Source organism: Caulobacter soli (assembly GCF_011045195.1).
Taxonomy (GTDB): Bacteria; Pseudomonadota; Alphaproteobacteria; order Caulobacterales; family Caulobacteraceae; genus Caulobacter; species Caulobacter soli.
The window spans coordinates 64,921-83,007 of record NZ_CP049199.1; the positions used below are offsets into that span (position 1 = coordinate 64,921).

An 18,087-nucleotide genomic window follows, 5' to 3' on the forward strand; every position below is an offset into this window, starting at 1 on the left:
TCGTGGCGCGGGTGCTGCTGTTCGGACGACTGGCCGACCTGGCCGGCTGGCGCGATCGTCTCGTCGAGGCCTCGTCCCTGGCGAGCTTGCGCGACCTGCTGGCGGCCGGCGACGCCGCGCTGGGCGAGGCCCTGACGGGTCCCGGCGTGCAGGTGGCGGTCGACAAGGTCGTGGTCCGGGGCGAGGCCAGCCTGGCCGCCGCCACCGAAGTGGCCTTCCTGCCGCCGATGAGCGGCGGATGATCACCCTCGTCGCCGAACCCTTCGAGCCGGGCGAGATCCTGACCGCCTTCTGCGCCGGCCGTGACGAGACCGGGGCGGTGGCCAGCTTCGTCGGCCTGGCGCGGGCCGAGCGGGGCCAGGCCCTGGCGCTGGAGCTGGAGGCCTATCCCGGCTTCACCGACACCGCGATCGCCGCCTTCGCCGACGAGGCCAAGGCGCGGTTCGAGCTGCAGGACTACCGCATCGTCCACCGCATCGGCCGCATCGCGCCGGGCGAGGCCATCGTCTTCGTGGCCACGGCGGCGGGCCATCGCCGCGCCGCCTTCGAGGCCTGCGATTTCCTGATGGACTACCTCAAGAGCCGCGCGCCCTTCTGGAAGAAGGAGCACGGCCCGGACGGCGGCCGCTGGATCGAGCCGACGGCTCAGGATAGGACCGACGCGCAGCGCTGGGACTAGGAGAAGAAGATGTCGGCAGGTCTAACCCCCGGCGGCGGTATCAAGCCGGAGCTTCCGTTCAAGCCGGTCCGCGTGGCGATCCTGACCGTGTCGGACACCCGCGACGAGACCACCGACACCTCCGGCCAGCTGCTGGTCGACCGCGTGAAGGCCGCCGGGCACGCGCTGGCCGGCCGGGCGGTGGTCCGCGACGAGATCGAGACCATCCGCAAGACCGTCCGCGACTGGATCGCCGGCGGCCAGGTCGACGCCATCGTCACCACCGGCGGCACCGGCCTGACGGGCCGCGACATCACGGTGGAGGCCCTGGAGCCGCTGTTCGACAAGAAGATCGACGGCTTCTCGGTGGTGTTCCACCTGGTCAGCTACGCCTCGGTGGGCCTGTCGACCCTGCAGAGCCGGGCCACGGCCGGCCTGATCGACGGTGTCTTCGTGTTCTGCCTGCCGGGCAGCAACGGGGCGGTCAAGGACGGCTGGGACAAGGTCATCGCGGCCCAGCTCGACAGCCGCCACAAGCCCTGCAACATGGTCGAACTGATGCCCCGACTCCTAGAGCAATAGGACTGCTGGAACAGTGACTCGCCTGACCCACATCGACGACCAGGGCCGCGCCCGCATGGTCGACGTCTCCGACAAGGCCGAGACGGTCCGCGAGGCGATCGCCGTCGGCTTCGTGCGGATGCGGCCCTCGACCCTGGAGCTGGCCATATCGGGAACCGGCCGCAAGGGCGACGTGCGCGCCGTGGCCGAGATCGCGGGCGTCATGGCGGCCAAGAAAACCGCCGACCTGATCCCGCTGTGCCATCCCCTGGCCCTGTCCAAGGTCGAGGTCTCGGTCGAGGCGGCCGAGGGCGGTCTGGCGGTGATGGCTCGGGTCAAGCTGAAGGGCCAGACGGGCGTGGAGATGGAGGCCCTGACCGCCGTTTCGGTGGCCTGCCTGACGATCTATGACATGCTCAAGGCCGCCGAGAAGGGCATGGTCATCGAGGCCGTGCGCCTGGCCGAGAAGACCGGCGGCAAGTCGGGCGACTGGCGGGCGGAGTAGGGCTTTTGAATCCCTCTCTCTAGAGAGAGGGGGTTTTATAGACGCCGCGCCAGCGCCGGTTGCCCGTGCCGGGTGGCCATGATCTCGCCGATCACCGCCACGGCCACCTCGAACGGCGCCTTGCCGCCCAGGTCCAGGCCGATCGGGGCGCGCAGCTTTTGCAGGTCCCGCTCGCCCACGCCGGCCGCGCGCAGGCGGTCCAGCCGCTCGCCCAACCGCCGCCGCGCGCCCAGCAGGCCGACATAGGGCGCGGCCGAGGGCAGGGCGGCCAGCAGGGCCTGGTGGTCGACGTCCTGGTCGTGGCCGCAGATCGCCACCGCCGTCCAGGCGTCCAGGCCGATCGCCGCCGCCGCGCTGGCGACCGCGTCGCGACGATAGGCCACGCCGGCCAGGGGCGGCGGCGCGGTCGGGCCCTTGGGGCGGACCAGGGTGGTCTGGAAACCGGACTGGGCGCCCAGGCTGGCGACAGCCAGGGCGGTCGGGTCGCCGCCGAACACCACCAGGCGGGGCGGCGGATCGAAGCGGCGCGAAAAGGCCTGCGGCCAGGCCGAGACGAACTCCGGCAGGGGCGCGCACAGCCGCCGCTCGCCGTCGCTGATCCAGATCGCCGGCGCCCGGGCGGCCGCCAGGGCCAGCAGTTCGCGGGCCGCCGCATCGTCCGGGGCGATGCGTTCGACCAGGATCTCGATCCGGGCCCCGCACAGCAGGCGGATGTCGGGCCAGGGACTGCCCTCGCCATAGACCAGTCGCCGGGGGCGGCCGTCGGCGACGCAGGCGCGGGCGTGATCCTCGACGTCGGCCTCGATGCAGCCGCCCGACAGGAAGCCCGCGCGCGTCGCCGCGCCCGCCGCGTCCTGGCCGAACACCATCTGGGTGCCGATCGGCCGGGGACCGCCGTCGCCGAGTGAAATAATCGTCGCCAACGCGGCGGGACCGCACATCAGCGCTCGAGCCAGGGCGGGGCGCATGTCGTCGGCCAGGCCGAACAGGGGCCAGTCGCCAGGGGCTTCGGCGGCCAAGTCGAGCGCGAGATCGGGAAGCTTCATTGGGGCGGACATTAACCCCTCGGCAAGTTTCCAGAAACGCCTTCTTCAAACCTTGGGGCGTACGGTTCGCGTCATTGGTGTTCATCCGCACGGATTTCCATGTCGCTTTCCGTTTCCAAGCTCGGTCTCGCCGCCGCCCAGTTCGGGCTGGACGGCATGAGTGCGTCGCCGCGCGCCCGGTCGCCGGAAACCGAAGCTCGCGACATCCTCGGCATCGCCGCCCGCGCCCGTCTGTCGGTGCTGGACGTGTCCGGCAACTACGGCCGGGCCGAGCAGGTGCTGGGTGATCTGATCCCGCGTCCCGTGCCGTTCCGCGTCACCCTGTCGGCCGCTCGCGCCGATCGCGGTCCCGACTTCGTCGAGGCCGAGGCCCGCGCCTCCCTGCGCCGCCTGGCCCTGGAGCGCGCCGACGCCATCATCGTGTCCTCGCCCTCCGAACTGTTCGGCGCCCATGGCGCGGCGGTCTGGGACCGCCTGGCCCGGCTGCGTGACGAAGGCCTGTTCGCCAAGATCGGCGTCGCGGCCCACGCCAGCGACGATCCGGTGGGCGTGGCCCGCCGCTTCAAGCCCGACATCCTGCAAGCCCCCGCCAGCCTGCTGGACCAGCGTCTGCTGGCCGATGGCTCGCTGCAACGCATCGCCGGCATGGGCGTGGAAGTGCAGCTGCGCTCGATCTTCCTGAACGGCCTGCTGTTCCTGCCGCCCGACCGCGTTCCCGCCCAGCTGAAGGGGGCCTCGGGCCGCCTGTCGAAGGTGCGCCGGATGATCGCCGAGGGCCGTTCCGATCCGCTGCAGGCCGCGCTGGGCTTCGCCCTGTCGCGCGTCGAGGCCAGCGCCGTCCTGGTGGGCGTCACCTCGGCCGCCGAGCTTTCCGCCGTGGTCGCCGCCGCTTCCAGCCCGCCCCCCGACCTCGATTGGGACGACATGGCCATCGACGATCCGGTGGCCCTGGACCCGCGACGTTGGGTCGCCTGACGATCAGGCGAATCGAAGCTCAGCCTCCGAATGAGCGCTGAGACAGAAAGAGGGAGCCGAACGCCATGATCCTCGCCGTCGTCCAGGCCCGCATGGGCTCCAAGCGTCTGCCCGGCAAGGCTGTCGCCACCCTCCAGGGCCAGCCGATGATCCTGCGCCAGCTGGAGCGGCTGCGCAGCGCCCGACGCCTGAACAAGATCATCGTCGCCACCAGCAGCGACGCCGCCGACGATGGCCTGGCCGGTCTGGTGGTGTCGCGCGGCTACGCCGTGCATCGCGGTTCGGGCAGCGACATTCTCGACCGCATCGCCCGCTGCGCCGAGGCCGCCGGTCCTGTCAGCCACATCGTGCGGATCAAGGGCGACGCTCCGTTCGTCGATCCCGCCGTGGTCGACGAAGCCGTCCGCCTGGCCCAGGTCACGGGCGCGGCCTATACCTCCAACCGCGTCGAGCGCACCTATCCGGCCGGGCTGGAGGTCGAGGTGATCACCGTCGAGGCGCTGCGCGCCGCCGCCGCCGAGGTTCGCGATCCCCTGGCCATGATCTCGCCGACCGCCGCCATCCGCGAACGGCCCGACCGCTTCCGCCAGGCCCACCTCAAGACCCACCGCGACTGGTCGCATTACGACTGGCGCGTGAAGACCCCGGCCGACCTCGCCTTCGCCCGTACGATATATGACGCGCTCTACGCGGCCGACCCTGGGTTTTCGATGCACGACGTGCTGGACTTGGTGGAGAGCCACCAGGATCTGGGCCGCTTCGCCGCCTAAGCTCCATGTTGGTTGGCCCCGCGTTCCGGCGGGCCTCATAAAAACAACGGGGAGCTATATTGATGAAGAAGTTTGGCCTGATCGTCGCCCTTTCGGCGCTTCTGCCGGTGTCGGCCCTCGTCGGCGCGAGCACCGCCGCCGCTGAATCCGCCCTGGAAAAGGTCCTGATCGGCAAGCTGCTTTACGACGCCGACGGCAAGAAGCTGGCCCCGATCTACAAGATCGACCCCAGCGGCTCGCCCCAGATCCTGCTCGACGGCAAGGCCATCACGGTGCCGATGTCCAGCCTGACCGAGGTGGACGGCAAGTTCACCACCAAGCTGACCAAGCGCGATCTGATGACGTCCTGATATCTCTGACAGTAAGCGTTACGCGTAAACGGCCTCCGCCCTCGCCAGGGCGGAGGCCGCGTCGTTTTTCGGGCCTATTTCCAGGCGCCGTAGGGATCGACCGAGGTCTTGCCCAGCGCCTGCGCCACGGCCGGATGGGTCAGTTGGCCGTTCAGGACGTTGAGGCCCTTGGCCAGGTGGATGTTGCTCTTCAGCGCGTCCAGGCCGTGGTCGGCCAGGGCCAGGCCGAAGGGCAGGGTGGCGTTGCCCAGGGCCTCGGACGAGGTGCGCGGCGCGGCGCCCGGCATGTTGGCCACGCAGTAGTGCACGACGCCGTCCACCACATAGGTCGGCTCGGCGTGGGTGGTCGGGTGGCTGGTCTCGAAACAGCCGCCCTGGTCGATCGATACGTCGACCAGCACCGAGCCCGGCTTCATCTTCGACAGGTGCTCGCGCTTGACCAGCTTGGGGGCCGCGGCTCCGGCGGTCAGCACCGCGCCGATGATCACGTCGGCCTTGAGGATCTCCTCCTCGACGGCCGCGAAGGTCGAATAGCGGGTCAGGATGCGGCCCTGGTAGAGGTCGTCCAGCTCGCGCATGCGCGGGATCGAGCGTTCCAGCACCACCACCTCGGCGCCGAGGCCGGCGGCCATGCGCGCGGCGTTGGAGCCGACCACGCCGCCGCCCAGCACGGCCACCCGGGCCGGGGGCACGCCCGGCACGCCGCAGAGCAACAGGCCCATGCCGCCGTTGTGCTTGAGCAGGGTCTCGGCCGCCGAGAAGACGGCGATGCGCCCGGCCACTTCCGACATCGGGGCCAGCAGCGGCAGGCCGCCGCGCGCGTCGGTGACAGTCTCGTAGGCGATGGCGGCCGCGCCCGAGGCCAGCAGGCCCTCGGTCTGGGCCGGATCCGGCGCCAGGTGCAGATAGGTGAACAGGATGTGGCGGGGCGTCAGACGCTCCCACTCGATCTTCTGGGGTTCCTTGACCTTGATGATCAGCTCGGCGCCCGCGAACACCGCGTCGGCGTCGGGCGCGAGGGTCGCGCCGGCCTTGACATAGAGGTCGTCGCCATAGCCGGCCCCGAGGCCCGCGCCGGCTTGGACCAGCACCGAGTGACCATGACCCACATACTCGCGCACGGCGGTGGGGGTCAGGCCAACCCGGTGTTCGCCCGGTTTGATCTCGGAAGGCACTCCAACGCGCATGATAGTCTCCTCCAATGAGCCTTTGACGCTGGTTTACGCCTGCCAGACTGCAGGTTCCTGGGGCATTTCATGTGACGGTATCCGTGTTATGCAGGAATCCTGCGCCATGGAGCCTCCGTCGTGAAGAAACCTGCGGCCAACCTCGACGCCTTCGATCGCAAGCTGCTGACCCTGCTCCAGCGGAAGGGCCGGGCCAGCTATGTGGAAATGGCCGAGGCGGTGAATCTTTCCGAATCCGCCTGCCTGCGCCGCGTGAAAGCGCTGGAGGACGCCGGAGTGATCGGGCGTTACGCCGCCGTGATCGACGAGCGGGCGGTGGGCCTGCCGCTCAGCGTCTTCGTCACCGTCACCCTGTCGTCCCAGGCGGAAGCCACGCTCAGCGCCTTCGAAAAAGCCATCTCCCACGTGCGCGAGGTGGCCGAGTGCTATCTGATGACCGGCGGCTCGGACTATCTGCTGCGGCTGGTGGTGCGCGACGTCGACGACTTGGAGCGGGTGCACGCCCAGGAGCTGACGCGCATTCCCGGCGTGGTCCGGGTCAGCTCGTCGATCGCCCTGCGCACCGTGGTCAAACGTGTCGAATTGCCGCTTTGAACGGGAACCTGGCGTTGCGCCGTGGTTAACCCTTTGCCGCCATAAGTAGCGTCGAACTAACCGCTACACTCGTCGGGGGATGAGATGGTTTCGAGACGTCTGCTGCTGGGCGCCCTGGGCGCCGGCCTGGCCGCGCCCGCCCTGGCCTGGGCCGAGGGTGACGGCGCCGCCCCGCCGTCGGTGCTGACCCGCAAGGGTCGCCGCACCCGCCGGGCCCTGAAGACCCAGGCCACCGACAAGGCCGCGCTCGACAAGGCCCTGGCCCAGGTCAAGCCGCTGGAAGATCCCAACGCGGTCGACCCGGCCGAGGTGCATCCGCCCCAGGCCGTCAGCCCGGACGAGGCGCTGGGTCGCCTGAAGCAAGGCAACGCCATCTTCGCGCGCGGCGGGGCCAGCATCGCCCTGCCGACGCTGGCGCGGATCGCGGAGCTGTCCAAGGGCCAGAAGCCGTTCGCGGTGGTCGTCGGCTGCAGCGACAGCCGCACCGGCCCCGAGCTGATCTTCGACTGCAATCTGGGCGAGCTGTTCGTGGTCCGGGTGGCGGGCTCGACCGTCAGCCAGGAGGGCCTGGGCTCGATCGTCTACGCCGTCGAGCATCTGGGCGCGCCGCTGGTGGTGGTGCTGGGCCACACCAAGTGCGGCGCCGTCGGCGCGGCCGTGGACGTGGCGACCAAGCATGTCGACCTGCACGGCGCCCTGCTGAACATGGTGCTGCCGATCATCCCGGCGGTGCTGGAGGCGCAGGACAAGCACCCGGCCGACCTGCAGGACGCGGCCATCCGCCAGAACGTCCGCGACGTCGCCGCCCGCCTGAAGGTGGCCGACGGCGTGCTGGCCGAGAAGCTGTCCGAAGGCCGCCTGAAGATCGTCTCGGCCACCTACGACCTGGCCAGCGGCCTGGTGGCGTTCGACGCCTAGAAGTCCTTATCTCCTCGCGGGAGAGGTATCATAGAGCCGTTGACCCCTTGCCCGGCTTAGGCTCAAGTCCCCCGACACGCTAAAGTTGGGAGACCTGGGATGTCGACGGACGAGACTCCGCCCGAAGGCGATCACGGCGCTCCCTCCTCCTCCTGGGCCGATCGTTGGGACGCCTTCAAGGGCAAGATCCCGCCCGGCCTGAAGTCGCCCCTGGTCGCGGTGGGCGCGGCCGCCCTGGTGCTCGGCTTCGGCGGTGGTTTCGCCGTCGGCAAGGTCGCCGACTTCGGCTGGTTCGGCGGCAAGTCGGCGGCCACCGCCGAGGCCCCCAAGGGCCAGGCCTGGTCGCTGTTCGGCAAGCCCCGCGCGGCCAACGCGCCCCGTCGCGGCGTTCCCAAGCCCGAGGGCTTCGCCGTCTGGCAGAGCCGTATCGACAGTTCCGGCGCCGAGCCCATGGCCTGCGTCCAGATGAGCAAGCCGCTCGACCCGTCCAAGGCCTATGCCGACTTCGTGCTGATATCGCCGGACCTGGGCCGCCAGCCGGCCGTGCGGGTCAAGAACGACGAGCTGTGCATCGGCGGGATCGGCTTCACCGACCACCGCGTCACCCTGCTCAAGGGCCTGCCCGGCAAGAACGGCGAGACCCTGGCCGCCAACGCCGACGTCGACTTCACGTTTGGAGAAAAGCCCCCGTATGTCGGCTTCGCCGGCGACGGCGTGATCCTGCCGCGCGAGGACTCCGACGGCGTGGCCCTGGAGACCCTGAACGTCTCCAAGCTGGCCATCGAGGTCTGGCGCGTGTCGGACCGCAACCTGGTGCGCAAGTCGATCAGCGCGCCCGATCCGACCGGCGAGGGCGACTACGCCAGCGACTATGGCGACGACAGCCCCGACGACGAGGGCCGCCAGGTCTGGAAGGGCGTGATCAACGTCCAGGGCGCGGCCGGCCAGAAGGCGACCACCGTCTTCCCGCTGGGCGCGGTGCTGAAGGAAATGAAGCCGGGCGGCTATGTGATCAAGGCGCGCGACGCCTCGGGCGGCCGCGATCCGGACGGCGAGGGCGACCCCACCCCGGCCCAGGCCCGTCGCTGGATCATGTTCACCGACATGGCGCTGATCGGCTACGACGGCGCGGAGTCGCTGGACGTGGTGGTCCGCTCGCTGAAGACCGCCAAGACCCTGTCGGGCGTCAAGGTCACCCTGGTGGCCAAGGACGGCGAGGACCTGGCCGTGGCCAAGAGCGACGCCGACGGTCGCGCGCGCTTCGCCCACACCCTGCTGGAAGGCGAGGGCGCCTCGCGCGCCAAGATGGTCATGGCCTATGGCGACCAGGGCGACCTGGCGGTGATGGACCTGGACCGCTCGCCGGTCGACCTGTCCAAGCAGGGCGTCGGCGGCCGCACCGAGTCCGACGGCGGCCGGGCGCTGTCCACCGACATCGACGGCTATCTCTATGCCGACCGCGGCATCTACCGTCCCGGCGAGACCGTGCACCTGACGGCCATGGTCCGCGACCGCCTGGCCAAGGCGGTCAACGACCGCAAGGGTTACATCCTGGTCAAGCGGCCCTCGGGCGTGGAGTTCAAGCGCTACAACTTCAGCCGCGCCGACGCCGGCGCCGTGCTGGCCGACATCGCCTTGCCCCGCAGCGCCCCGCGCGGCCGCTGGACGGCGGTGCTGAAGATGGAAGGCAGCGACGCCGAGGCCGGTTCGTTCAGCTTCAGCGTCGAGGACTTCGCCCCGCAACGGCTGGCGGTCACCGCCACGGGCCAGGAGTCCGTGCCGGTCGCGGCCGGCCAGGAGCGCAAGATCGACGTTTCGGCCCGCTTCCTCTACGGCGCGCCGGGCGCGGGCCTGCAGACCCAGGGCGAGGCGCGGCTGCGCACCGACACCGATCCCTTCCCGCAGTACAAGGGCTTCGAGTGGGGCGACGATCTGGCGCCCTTCGACGAGAAGTTCATCGAGCTGGGCACGACCGTCACCGACGGCGACGGCCACGCCATGCTGAACCTGGCCACGACGGACGCCGGCGACACCGCCCAGCCGCTGGTGGCGGCGGTGACCGCCTCGGTGTTCGAGCCCGGCGGCCGTCCGGTGCGCGAAGGCCTGGAGCTGAAGGTGCGCGGCAAGCCCGTCTACTACGGCGTCAAGGTCGAGCAGGGCGACGCCGGCAACGGCGATCCGCCGGTCAGCCTGGAGATGATCGCGGTCAACGCCGCCGGCGCCCGGATTTCATCGACGGCGACCTACACCCTGATCAGCGAGAACTGGAGCTATGACTGGTTCCAGCAGGACGGCCGCTGGCAGTGGCGGCGCACCAGCCGCGACGCGGTGGTGGCCAAGACCACGGTCAATATCGGCGCCGGCGCGCCCGCGCGCTTCAACCGCCGCCTGGGCTGGGGCGACTATCGCCTGGTGATCGAGGGTCCTGACGGCTCCAAGACCGTGACCAAGTTCTCCTCGGGCTGGGGTTCGCCCGCCAAGGAAGGCGAGGCGCCCGACTTCGTGCGGGTCAGCGCCGGGACCAAGGCCTATGCGCAAGGCGACACGGTGGAGATCGCCCTGAAGTCGCCCTATGCCGGCCAGGTGCAGGTGGCGGTCGCCACCGATCGCCTGATCGATTTCAAGACCCTCAGCGTCGGCGAGAACGGGACGACCGTGAAGCTGAAGACCTCGGCCGCGTGGGGCGGCGGGGCCTATGTGATGGTCACCGTCATCCAGCCGCGCGATCCGGTCAGCTCGCCCAAGCCCAAGCGGGCCCTGGGCCTGATCTATGTCCCGCTGGAGCCCAAGGGCCGCAAGCTGACGGTCGATATCGGCACGGCCGTGAAGATCGACAGCAAGGCCCCGGTCGAGGTGCCGATCAAGGTCAACGGCCTGGGCTTCGGTCAAAAGGCCAAGGTCACCATCGCGGCCGTGGACGAGGGCATCCTGCGCCTGACCCGTCAGGACAGCCCCGACCCGGTGAAGTGGTACTTCGGCAAGCGGGCCCTGACGCTGAACTATCGCGACGATTACGGCCGCCTGCTCGACCCGAACATGGGCGCGCCGGCCAACGTCAATTTCGGCGCCGACGAGCTGGGCGGCGAGGGCCTGACGGTGACGCCGATCAAGACCGTGGCCCTGTGGTCCGGCATCGTCGAGACCGGCATGGACGGCAAGGCGGTGGTGAAACTTCCGGCCGCCGACTTCAACGGCGAGCTGCGGATCATGGCCGTGGCCTGGACCGACACCGCCGTCGGTTCGGGCTCCAAGCCCCTGACCGTGCGCCAGCCGGTGGTGGCCGACCTCAACCTGCCGCGCTTCCTGGCTCCCGGCGACAAGCCGATGGCCACGCTGGAGCTGCACAATGTCGAGGGCAAGGCCGGGGCCTATACGGTGGAAGCCAACGCCACCAACGGCATCGCGGTGGCCTTCAAAAAGGTGATCAGACTGGTCCTGGGTCAGCGGATCGCCGAGAAGATCCCCTTCCTGGCTCCGACCGTCACGGGGATCGGCAAGGTCGGCTTCAAGGTGGCCGGCCCCGGCTTCCAGACGGCCAAGGACTATCCGATCCAGACCCGCCTGGGCTGGGGCGACGTGGTGCGCACCACCACCGAGCTGCAGCAGCCGGGCATGAGCTACACCCCCAACGCCCAGCTGCTGTCGGGCCTGGCGGCCGGCGACATCACGCTGCAGGTCAGCTACTCGCCGTTCAAGGGCTTCGACCCGTCGGCGATCGCGGTGGCCCTGCAGCGCTACCCCTATGGCTGCACCGAGCAGCTGGTCTCGACCGCCTATCCGCTGCTGTACGCCCAGAGCGTCTCCAGCGATCCCAAGCTCAAGCGCAACCCGGCGATCCTGGCCGGGGCGGTGGGCAAGCTGCTGGATCGCCAGACGCTGGATGGGGCCTTCGGGCTGTGGCGCGTGGGCGACGGCGAGGCCGACGCCTGGCTGGGCGCCTACGCCACCGACTTCCTGGTGGAAGCGAAAGCCCAGGGCGTGGCCGTGCCGGACGAGGCGATGGACAAGGCCCTGAACGCCATGCGCCAGATCAGCCGTCCCGACGGCTGGAGCTCGGTCTCCTATCGCCTGGAATATCCCGAATGGTGGGGCCGCACGCCCGACGACTCCAAGAAGGCCACCGAGCGCATGCGCCGGCGCGCCTCGGCCTACGCCCTCTATGTGATGGCCAAGGCCGGTCGCGGCGACCTGGCGCGCCTGCGCTGGTGGCACGACGTGCAGATGAAGGACGAGGACCAGCCCCTGGCCAAGGCCCAGGTGGCGGCGGGTCTGGCCCTGATGGGCGATCAGGCCCGGGCTCGCTCGGCCATGCGCCAGGCGGTCCGCTCGCTGGGCTGGCGCGACGACAGCGACTGGTACCAGAGCCCGTTGCGCGACGTCGCCGCGATCACCGCCCTGGCGGTCCAGGCCGGTCAGGGCGACATCGCTCGCCAACTGCAGGGCCGGCTGGAGAACGTGGTCAAGGATCCCGACGCCCTGAACACCCAGGAGCAGGCGGCGGTGCTGTCGGCGGCCTACCAGCTGCTGAAGGCCGCCGGTCCGATCACCATCGACGCCCAGGGGGTGACGGCTCTGCCGCCGGCTGGCGGCGCGCCGCGCTGGGCGGTGGGCAAGCTGGCCGACGCTCGCTTCACCAACGCCGGCAAGGGCGCCCTGTGGCGGACGGTCAGCGTGCGCGGCACGCCGGTCGTCGCCCCGGGGGCCGAGGCCAACGGCATCTCGGTGTCCAAGCGGTTGTTCTCGATGAACGGCGGGTCGATCGATCCATGGCAGATCCACCAGGGCGACCGGGTGATCGTGCTGGTGTCCGGTCGCTCGATGCAGGCCCGCTCGACCGCCCTGGTGGTCGACGACGCCCTGCCGGCCGGCTTCGAGATCGAGACCACGCTGGGCGCCGACGACGCCCAGAACGGTCCGTTCAAGTTCCTGGGCGAGCTGACCAATCCGGACGTCCAGGAAAGCCGCGACGACCGCTACATCGCCGCGCTGGACCTGGGCGGCGAGAAGCCGTTCGCCATGGCCTATGTGGCGCGGGCGGTGACGCCGGGTGAGTTCTTCCTGCCCGGCGCGGTGGCCAAGGACATGTACCGGCCCAGCCTGAACGCGCGGTCGGAGGCGGGGCGGATCAACGTGGCGCCGGGTGGGTAGGCTGACACTTGCCCCCACCTGATCGCTTCGCGATCTGTCCGCCCCCGTAGGGGGCGGAGCGCTCTTCCCCCTTTGGGGGGAAGACGACCGCGAAGCGGTCCGTAGGGGGCAAGTGTTCGCCGCATAGAGTCATGATCACCATCCCCCGCCTCACCCGAGCCTTGGTCGCCTTCGTCGGCTTGCAAGTGGCGCTGTTCGCCCTCGGCGCCGCTTTCCCGCCCGACATGGCCCGCGCAAAACGCTCCTCGCCCGTGGTGCTTGACCATCGCGGCGCCTGGCTGCGCGCCCTGCCGGTCGAGGACGGGCGCTGGCGGGTGCGGGCCGATCTCGATCGCACGGACAAGACCTTTCAGAAGCGCCTGGTCGCTGTCGAGGACGCGCGGTTCTACGGCCACCTGGGCGTCGATCCCCTGGCCCTCATCCGGGCGGTCGGCTCGGCGGTGGTCCATGGCCGGGCCACGTCGGGCGCCTCGACCCTGACCATGCAGACCGCTCGCCTGCTGGAGCCTCGGCCGCGCAACCTGGGCTCCAAGCTGATCGAGATGGTCCGCGCCGCCCAGTTGGAGGCGCGGCTGACCAAGCGCGAGACCCTGGCCCTCTACCTGACCCTGGCCCCCTATGGCGGCAATCTGGAGGGGGTGCGGGCAGCAAGCCTCGCCTATTTCGGCCATGAGCCCACCAGCCTGACCGACGGCGAGCAGGCCCTGCTGATCGCCCTGCCGCAGTCGCCCGAGGCCCGCCGCCCCGACCGTCGCCCGGAGGCCGCCCGCGCCGCCCGCCGCGCGGTGCTCGACAAGATGGTCCGCGCCCACGTCCTGACCGAGGCCGCCGCCAGCGAGGCCGACGCCGAGCCGATCCCCAGGCGCGGGACCTTCCCGACCCTGGCCTGGCACGCGGCCGGCGAGCTGGCCCTGGCCGCCCCGGCCGGGCAGCCCAGCGTGGTCTCGACGATCGACGCCGACCTCCAGACCCGCCTCGAACCCATGGCCGCCGCCGTGGCCGCCTCCCAGGGCCCGGACGTCACCGCCGCCATCCTGGTGGTCGAGATCAAGAGCCGCGCCGTGCGGGCCCTGGTCGGTTCGGCGGGGCGCCAGCGACCCGGCGGCTGGATCGACCTGACCCGGGCCATTCGCTCGCCCGGCTCGGCGCTGAAGCCGTTCATCTACGCCTTCGCATTTGATGACGGCGCCCTGGCGCCCGACACCCAGATCGACGACGCCGCGACCCGTTTCGCCGACTACCAGCCCGAGAACTTCGACCACGTGTTCCACGACAAGGTCACGGCCCGCGAGGCCCTGGCCTATTCGCTGAACGTGCCGGCTGTCGCCACCCTGGAGAAGATCGGCCCCGACGCCTTCGCCGCTCGCCTCGAGAGCGCGGGCGTGCGGCTGGTGCGCCCCAAGACGGCGATCAAGGCGTCGGGCCTCGCCCTGGCCCTGGGCGGGGCGGGGATCACGCCGCGCGACATGGCCGTGCTCTATGCGGCGCTCGGCGACGGCGGCGTGGCCAAGCCCCTGGCCTTCACCGAGGCCGAGGCGAAACAACGCGAGCACCAGGGCGGAACCCGCATCGTCCGGTCCGAGGCCGCCGCCCAGGTGCTGGACATCCTGCGCGAGGCCCCGGCGCCCCGCGGCCGCGCGCCCTCGGCCCTGACCAAGGGCGGACCGGCTATGGCCTTCAAGACCGGCACCTCGTACGGCTTCCGCGACGCGGTGGCGGCCGGCGTGGTCGGCGGCTACGCGATCATCGTCTGGACGGGCCGAGCCGACGGCGGCGCGCGCGGCGGCCTGACCGGACGCGACGCGGCCCTGCCCCTGCTGTTCGACGTCGCCGACGTCATCAACGCCCCGGCCATCGCCCCGCGCCCGATCGCGCCCAAGGCGGCGCCCGGGGCGCTGCAGCGCCTGCAACAGGCCTCCGAAGGCCCCCGCCTGATCTTTCCGCCCGACGGGGCCACCGTGCAGGTCGACAGCGTCGGTCCCGGCTCGCGCGGCCTGGTCATGGCCGCGGGTGGCGAGGATTTGACCTGGTACGTCGCCGGCGCGCCGCTGTCGGCCGATCCCGTCAGCGGCAAGGTGATCTGGCGACCGCCAGCGCCGGGGTTCTACCGGCTGAAGGTCGTGGACGGTCAGGGAAGAGCGGCCTCGGCGCGAGTGCGGATCAAGGGTGGCTAACCGGTTCCTTCTCCCCTTGCGGGAGAAGGTGTCAGCGAAGCTGACGGATGAGGGGTCTCTCAAACGAAAACCGCCGCGACAGCTGACGGGCTGGTCGCGGCGGTCAGGATTTTCGACCCCTCACCCGACCCTGCTTCGCAGGGCCACCCTCTCCCGCAAGGGGAGAGGGAAGGGCCTCAGCAAGGCCCGCTGGCGACGCGTTCGTAGTCCGCCAGGTTGGAGATCCCGACCTCCAGATCGGTCACCAGGCCGTTGCTCAGCGAATAGACCCAGCCGTGCACCGACAGGGTCTGGCCGCGCGCCCAGGCGTCCTGGACGAAGACGTCGGAGGCGACGTTGCGCACCTGGCGCGCCACGTTCAGCTCGCACAGGCGGTTGAGCTTGTCCTTCTCGGACGGCAGCGCCTCCAGCTCGTGCTTGTGCTCGGCGTGGACCTCGCGGATCGGGTGCAGCCAGTGGTCGACCAGGCCTCGGCGCTTGCCGTCGATGGCCGCCGCCACGCCGCCGCAGCCATAGTGGCCCACGACCATGATGTGCTTGACCTTCAGCACGTCGACCGCGAACTGCAGCACCGACAGGTAGTTGGCGTCCTGCGGCGGGGCCAGGTTGGCGACGTTGCGGTGGACGAACAGCTCGCCCGGATCCAGGCCGACGATCTCGTTGGCCGGCACGCGGCTGTCGCTGCAGCCGATCCACAGATATTCGGGGCTCTGCTGGCCCTCCAGGCGCTTGAAGAACTGCGGGTCGGCCTCGGTCTTGCGCAGCGACCAGGCCAGGTTGTTGCTCTTCAGGTCTTCAAGCATGGATGGCGTCCGGCTGTTGGTTGGGATGGGCGGCGGCGAAGGCCGGGTGCTCGGCGCAGCGCGCGGCGACCGCGCGGATGGCCGGGAACGGCGTCAGGTCGGTCTTGAACCGCTCGGCGTTGTAGACCTGGGGGACCAGGCAGCAGTCGGCCAGGCCCGGCGTGTCGCCGAACGCGAAGCCCTGGCCGTGGGCGACGATCAGCCCTTCCAGGGCCGTGAAGCCGTCGGTGATCCAGCGGCCGATCCAGGCCTCGCGACCCGGCTCGTCGACGCCCAGCTCGGTCAGGGCGCGCAGGATGCGCAGGTTGTTCACCGGGTGGATGTCGCTGGCGATGATGTGGGCCATGGTTCGCACCGTGGCGCGGTCGAACGGGTCGGCCGGCAGCAGGGCGGGCTCCGGAACGGTCTCGTCCAGCCAGTCCAGGATCGCCAGGCTCTGGGTCAGGATCTTGCCGTCGACCTCCAGGGCCGGCAGCAGGCGCTGGGGATTGAGGGCCGTGAAGGCCGGCCCCTGATGCTGGTTCGAGACCAGGTTCACCGGCGCGATGTCGTAGGCCAGGCCCTTGAGGTTCAGGCCGATGCGCACCCGGTAGGCCGCGCTGGACCGCCAGGCGCTGTGGAGGGTCAGTTTCACGGCGCGCGCCTCAGACGACGGTGAAGGCGAGCTCGCCCACGCCCTCGACCTGACCGACGATCCGCTCGCCCCGGCCGATGGGGCCCACGCCCTCGGGGGTGCCGGTGAAGATCAGGTCGCCGGCCGCCAGGGTCCACAGCTTGGAGGCCTCGGCGATGATCTCGGGGATGGTCCAGATCATGTCGGCGATCTGGCCCGCCTGGCGGGGCTGGCCGTCGACGCTCAGGGTGATCGCGCCGTCGGGCTTGGCCTGGCCGACGGGGACGATGGCGCTGATCGGGGCGCTGGCGTCAAAGCCCTTGGCCGCGTCCCACGGATGGCTCTTGGTCTTGGCCGCGGCCTGCAGGTCGCGGCGGGTCAGGTCGACCCCGACCGCGTAGCCGAAGACGTGGCTCATGGCCTCTTCGACCGCGATGTTGGCGCCGCCCGACTTCAGGGCCACCACCAGCTCGATCTCGTGGTGCAGGTCGTGGGTGGCGACCGGGTAGGGGACCTTGCCGCCCGTCACGACGGCGTCGGCCGGCTTGGCGAAGAAGAACGGCGGATCGCGCCCGTCCGCGCCCATCTCGCGGGCGTGGGCGGCGTAGTTGCGGCCGACGCAGAGGATGCGACGCACCGGGAAGACCGCGTCGGTTCCCGCGACCGGAACCGTGGATTGGGCGGGCGGAGCAAAGGCGAAGTTGGTCATGGCGTCTGATTAGACCCAAACCGCGCCCGCCAAAAGTCACCTTCGCGAGGACATCATCCTGCAACATGCCGGCCATGAGGTCCGTCTAAACGTTCTTTCACTTGCCCCGACCTGCGACGACAAGGCATGACGGGTGGGCAATTGTGGCGAAAACCCGTCACGCCGACGTCGAAGGGGCCCGGGACCGACGATGCTGATCATCGAGAACCTGACGCACGTCTACGCCAACGGCGTGAAGGCCCTCGACGAGGTCAATCTGACGATCCCGCGCGGCATGTACGGCCTGCTGGGTCCGAACGGCGCCGGCAAGTCGACCCTGATGCGCACGGTGGCCACCCTGCAGGCCCCGACGTCGGGCCATATCCGCTTCGGCGATATCGACGTGCTGAAGTCGCCCGACCTGCTGCGGCGCACCCTGGGCTACCTGCCGCAGGACTTCGGCGTCTATCCGCGGGTCAGCGCCTACGACATGCTGGACCACATGGCGGTGCTCAAGGGGATCGCCGGGACCAAGGAGCGCAAGGACGTCGTCGAGAGCCTGCTCAACCAGGTCAATCTGTGGACCGTGCGCAAGAAGGCCATCGCCGGCTTCTCGGGCGGCATGCGCCAGCGGTTCGGTATCGCCCAGGCGTTGATTGGCGATCCGCGCCTGATCATCGTCGACGAACCCACCGCGGGCCTGGATCCGGAGGAGCGCAACCGCTTCCTCAACCTGCTGGCCGAGATCGGCGAGAACGTGGTGGTGATCCTGTCGACCCACATCGTCGAGGATGTGTCCGACCTCTGCCCGGCCATGGCGATCATCTGCGACGGCCGCATCGTCAAGGAAGGCGCGCCCGCCGACCTGGTCCGCCAGCTGTCGGGCCGCATCTGGAAGAAGATCATCGACAAGGCCGAGCTCGAGGCGGCCAAGGCCAGGCATCAGGTGATCTCCACCCGCCTGCTGGCCGGCCGCACGGTGATCCACGTCCTGGCCGACCAAGACCCGGGCGACGGCTTCGTCCGCGTCGAGGGCGGGCTGGAGGACGTCTATTTCTCGACCCTGTCCAACACCCGGTGCGCGGCCTAAAGGCGTG

17 protein-coding genes are annotated in these 18,087 nt (G+C 70.3%); 12 read left to right on the forward strand and 5 right to left on the reverse strand.

Annotated features, from left to right (window positions below):
• Window positions 1-2: 2 nt before the first annotated feature.
• The 4 genes from G3M62_RS00295 to moaC are packed head-to-tail and all read left to right on the forward strand — an operon-like array spanning window position 3 to window position 1,724.
• Complete coding sequence (locus tag G3M62_RS00295; protein ID WP_165183906.1) at window positions 3-242, forward strand: MoaD/ThiS family protein; 240 nt, start codon at window positions 3-5, stop codon at window positions 240-242.
• On the forward strand, window positions 239-679 hold the full coding sequence (locus G3M62_RS00300; RefSeq protein WP_165183907.1) for a molybdenum cofactor biosynthesis protein MoaE: 441 nt from the start codon (window positions 239-241) through the stop codon (window positions 677-679). The genes G3M62_RS00295 and G3M62_RS00300 overlap by 4 nt, the downstream gene beginning before the upstream one ends.
• Window positions 680-688: 9 nt before the next feature.
• On the forward strand, window positions 689-1,240 hold the full coding sequence (gene moaB / locus G3M62_RS00305) for a molybdenum cofactor biosynthesis protein B (RefSeq protein WP_165183908.1): 552 nt from the start codon (window positions 689-691) through the stop codon (window positions 1,238-1,240).
• Between the two features lie 13 nt (window positions 1,241-1,253).
• Complete coding sequence (moaC, locus tag G3M62_RS00310) at window positions 1,254-1,724, forward strand: cyclic pyranopterin monophosphate synthase MoaC (protein ID WP_165183909.1); 471 nt, start codon at window positions 1,254-1,256, stop codon at window positions 1,722-1,724.
• A gap of 35 nt (window positions 1,725-1,759) precedes the next feature.
• Here moaC and G3M62_RS00315 read toward each other — a convergent pair whose 3' ends face one another.
• Window positions 1,760-2,770 (reverse strand): XdhC family protein, encoded by a 1,011-nt coding sequence (locus G3M62_RS00315; RefSeq protein WP_246263407.1) that lies wholly within the window; start codon window positions 2,768-2,770, stop codon window positions 1,760-1,762.
• 99 nt (window positions 2,771-2,869) lie between these two features.
• Here G3M62_RS00315 and G3M62_RS00320 point away from each other — a divergent pair, with 99 nt between their 5' ends.
• From G3M62_RS00320 to G3M62_RS00330, 3 genes are all read left to right on the forward strand, one after another.
• Window positions 2,870-3,745 (forward strand): bifunctional regulator KidO, encoded by an 876-nt coding sequence (locus tag G3M62_RS00320; protein ID WP_165183911.1) that lies wholly within the window; start codon window positions 2,870-2,872, stop codon window positions 3,743-3,745.
• Between the two features lie 65 nt (window positions 3,746-3,810).
• Window positions 3,811-4,515 carry a glycosyltransferase family protein gene (locus G3M62_RS00325; RefSeq protein ID WP_165183912.1) on the forward strand — a complete coding sequence of 235 codons (705 nt, stop codon included), beginning with the start codon at window positions 3,811-3,813 and terminating at the stop codon, window positions 4,513-4,515.
• 62 nt (window positions 4,516-4,577) lie between these two features.
• Complete coding sequence (locus tag G3M62_RS00330) at window positions 4,578-4,865, forward strand: hypothetical protein (RefSeq protein WP_165183913.1); 288 nt, start codon at window positions 4,578-4,580, stop codon at window positions 4,863-4,865.
• A 74-nt stretch (window positions 4,866-4,939) separates the two neighbouring features.
• Here G3M62_RS00330 and ald read toward each other — a convergent pair whose 3' ends face one another.
• Window positions 4,940-6,052 (reverse strand): alanine dehydrogenase, encoded by a 1,113-nt coding sequence (ald, locus tag G3M62_RS00335; protein ID WP_165183914.1) that lies wholly within the window; start codon window positions 6,050-6,052, stop codon window positions 4,940-4,942.
• A gap of 120 nt (window positions 6,053-6,172) precedes the next feature.
• Between ald and G3M62_RS00340 the strand changes: the two genes are divergently transcribed.
• From G3M62_RS00340 to pbpC, 4 genes are all read left to right on the forward strand, one after another.
• Window positions 6,173-6,646, forward strand: coding sequence for an Lrp/AsnC family transcriptional regulator (locus tag G3M62_RS00340; RefSeq protein ID WP_165183915.1), 474 nt, complete (start codon window positions 6,173-6,175; stop codon window positions 6,644-6,646).
• An 84-nt stretch (window positions 6,647-6,730) separates the two neighbouring features.
• Window positions 6,731-7,564, forward strand: coding sequence for a carbonic anhydrase (locus tag G3M62_RS00345; protein ID WP_165183916.1), 834 nt, complete (start codon window positions 6,731-6,733; stop codon window positions 7,562-7,564).
• 99 nt (window positions 7,565-7,663) lie between these two features.
• A complete protein-coding gene (locus G3M62_RS00350) occupies window positions 7,664-12,712 on the forward strand; it encodes an alpha-2-macroglobulin family protein (protein WP_165183917.1) in 5,049 nt (1,682 codons plus the stop codon).
• A 131-nt stretch (window positions 12,713-12,843) separates the two neighbouring features.
• Window positions 12,844-14,886, forward strand: a complete 2,043-nt coding sequence (gene pbpC / locus G3M62_RS00355; protein WP_165183918.1) for a penicillin-binding protein 1C — start codon at window positions 12,844-12,846, stop codon at window positions 14,884-14,886.
• A 176-nt stretch (window positions 14,887-15,062) separates the two neighbouring features.
• On the opposite strand, the gene G3M62_RS00360 is transcribed toward pbpC, so the two are convergent.
• Genes G3M62_RS00360 through G3M62_RS00370 form a run of 3 tightly spaced genes read right to left on the reverse strand, consistent with a single transcriptional unit; the run spans window position 15,063 to window position 17,011 of the window.
• Window positions 15,063-15,689, reverse strand: coding sequence for a carbonic anhydrase (locus G3M62_RS00360; RefSeq protein WP_165183919.1), 627 nt, complete (start codon window positions 15,687-15,689; stop codon window positions 15,063-15,065).
• Window positions 15,682-16,323, reverse strand: coding sequence for a maleylacetoacetate isomerase (gene maiA / locus G3M62_RS00365; RefSeq protein WP_165183920.1), 642 nt, complete (start codon window positions 16,321-16,323; stop codon window positions 15,682-15,684). Before maiA ends, G3M62_RS00360 begins: the two co-directional genes overlap by 8 nt.
• A 10-nt stretch (window positions 16,324-16,333) precedes the next feature.
• Window positions 16,334-17,011, reverse strand: coding sequence for a fumarylacetoacetate hydrolase family protein (locus tag G3M62_RS00370; RefSeq protein ID WP_165183921.1), 678 nt, complete (start codon window positions 17,009-17,011; stop codon window positions 16,334-16,336).
• Window positions 17,012-17,201: 190 nt separating this feature from the next.
• Here G3M62_RS00370 and G3M62_RS00375 point away from each other — a divergent pair, with 190 nt between their 5' ends.
• Complete coding sequence (locus G3M62_RS00375) at window positions 17,202-18,080, forward strand: ABC transporter ATP-binding protein (protein WP_165183922.1); 879 nt, start codon at window positions 17,202-17,204, stop codon at window positions 18,078-18,080.
• Window positions 18,081-18,087 lie beyond the last annotated feature (7 nt).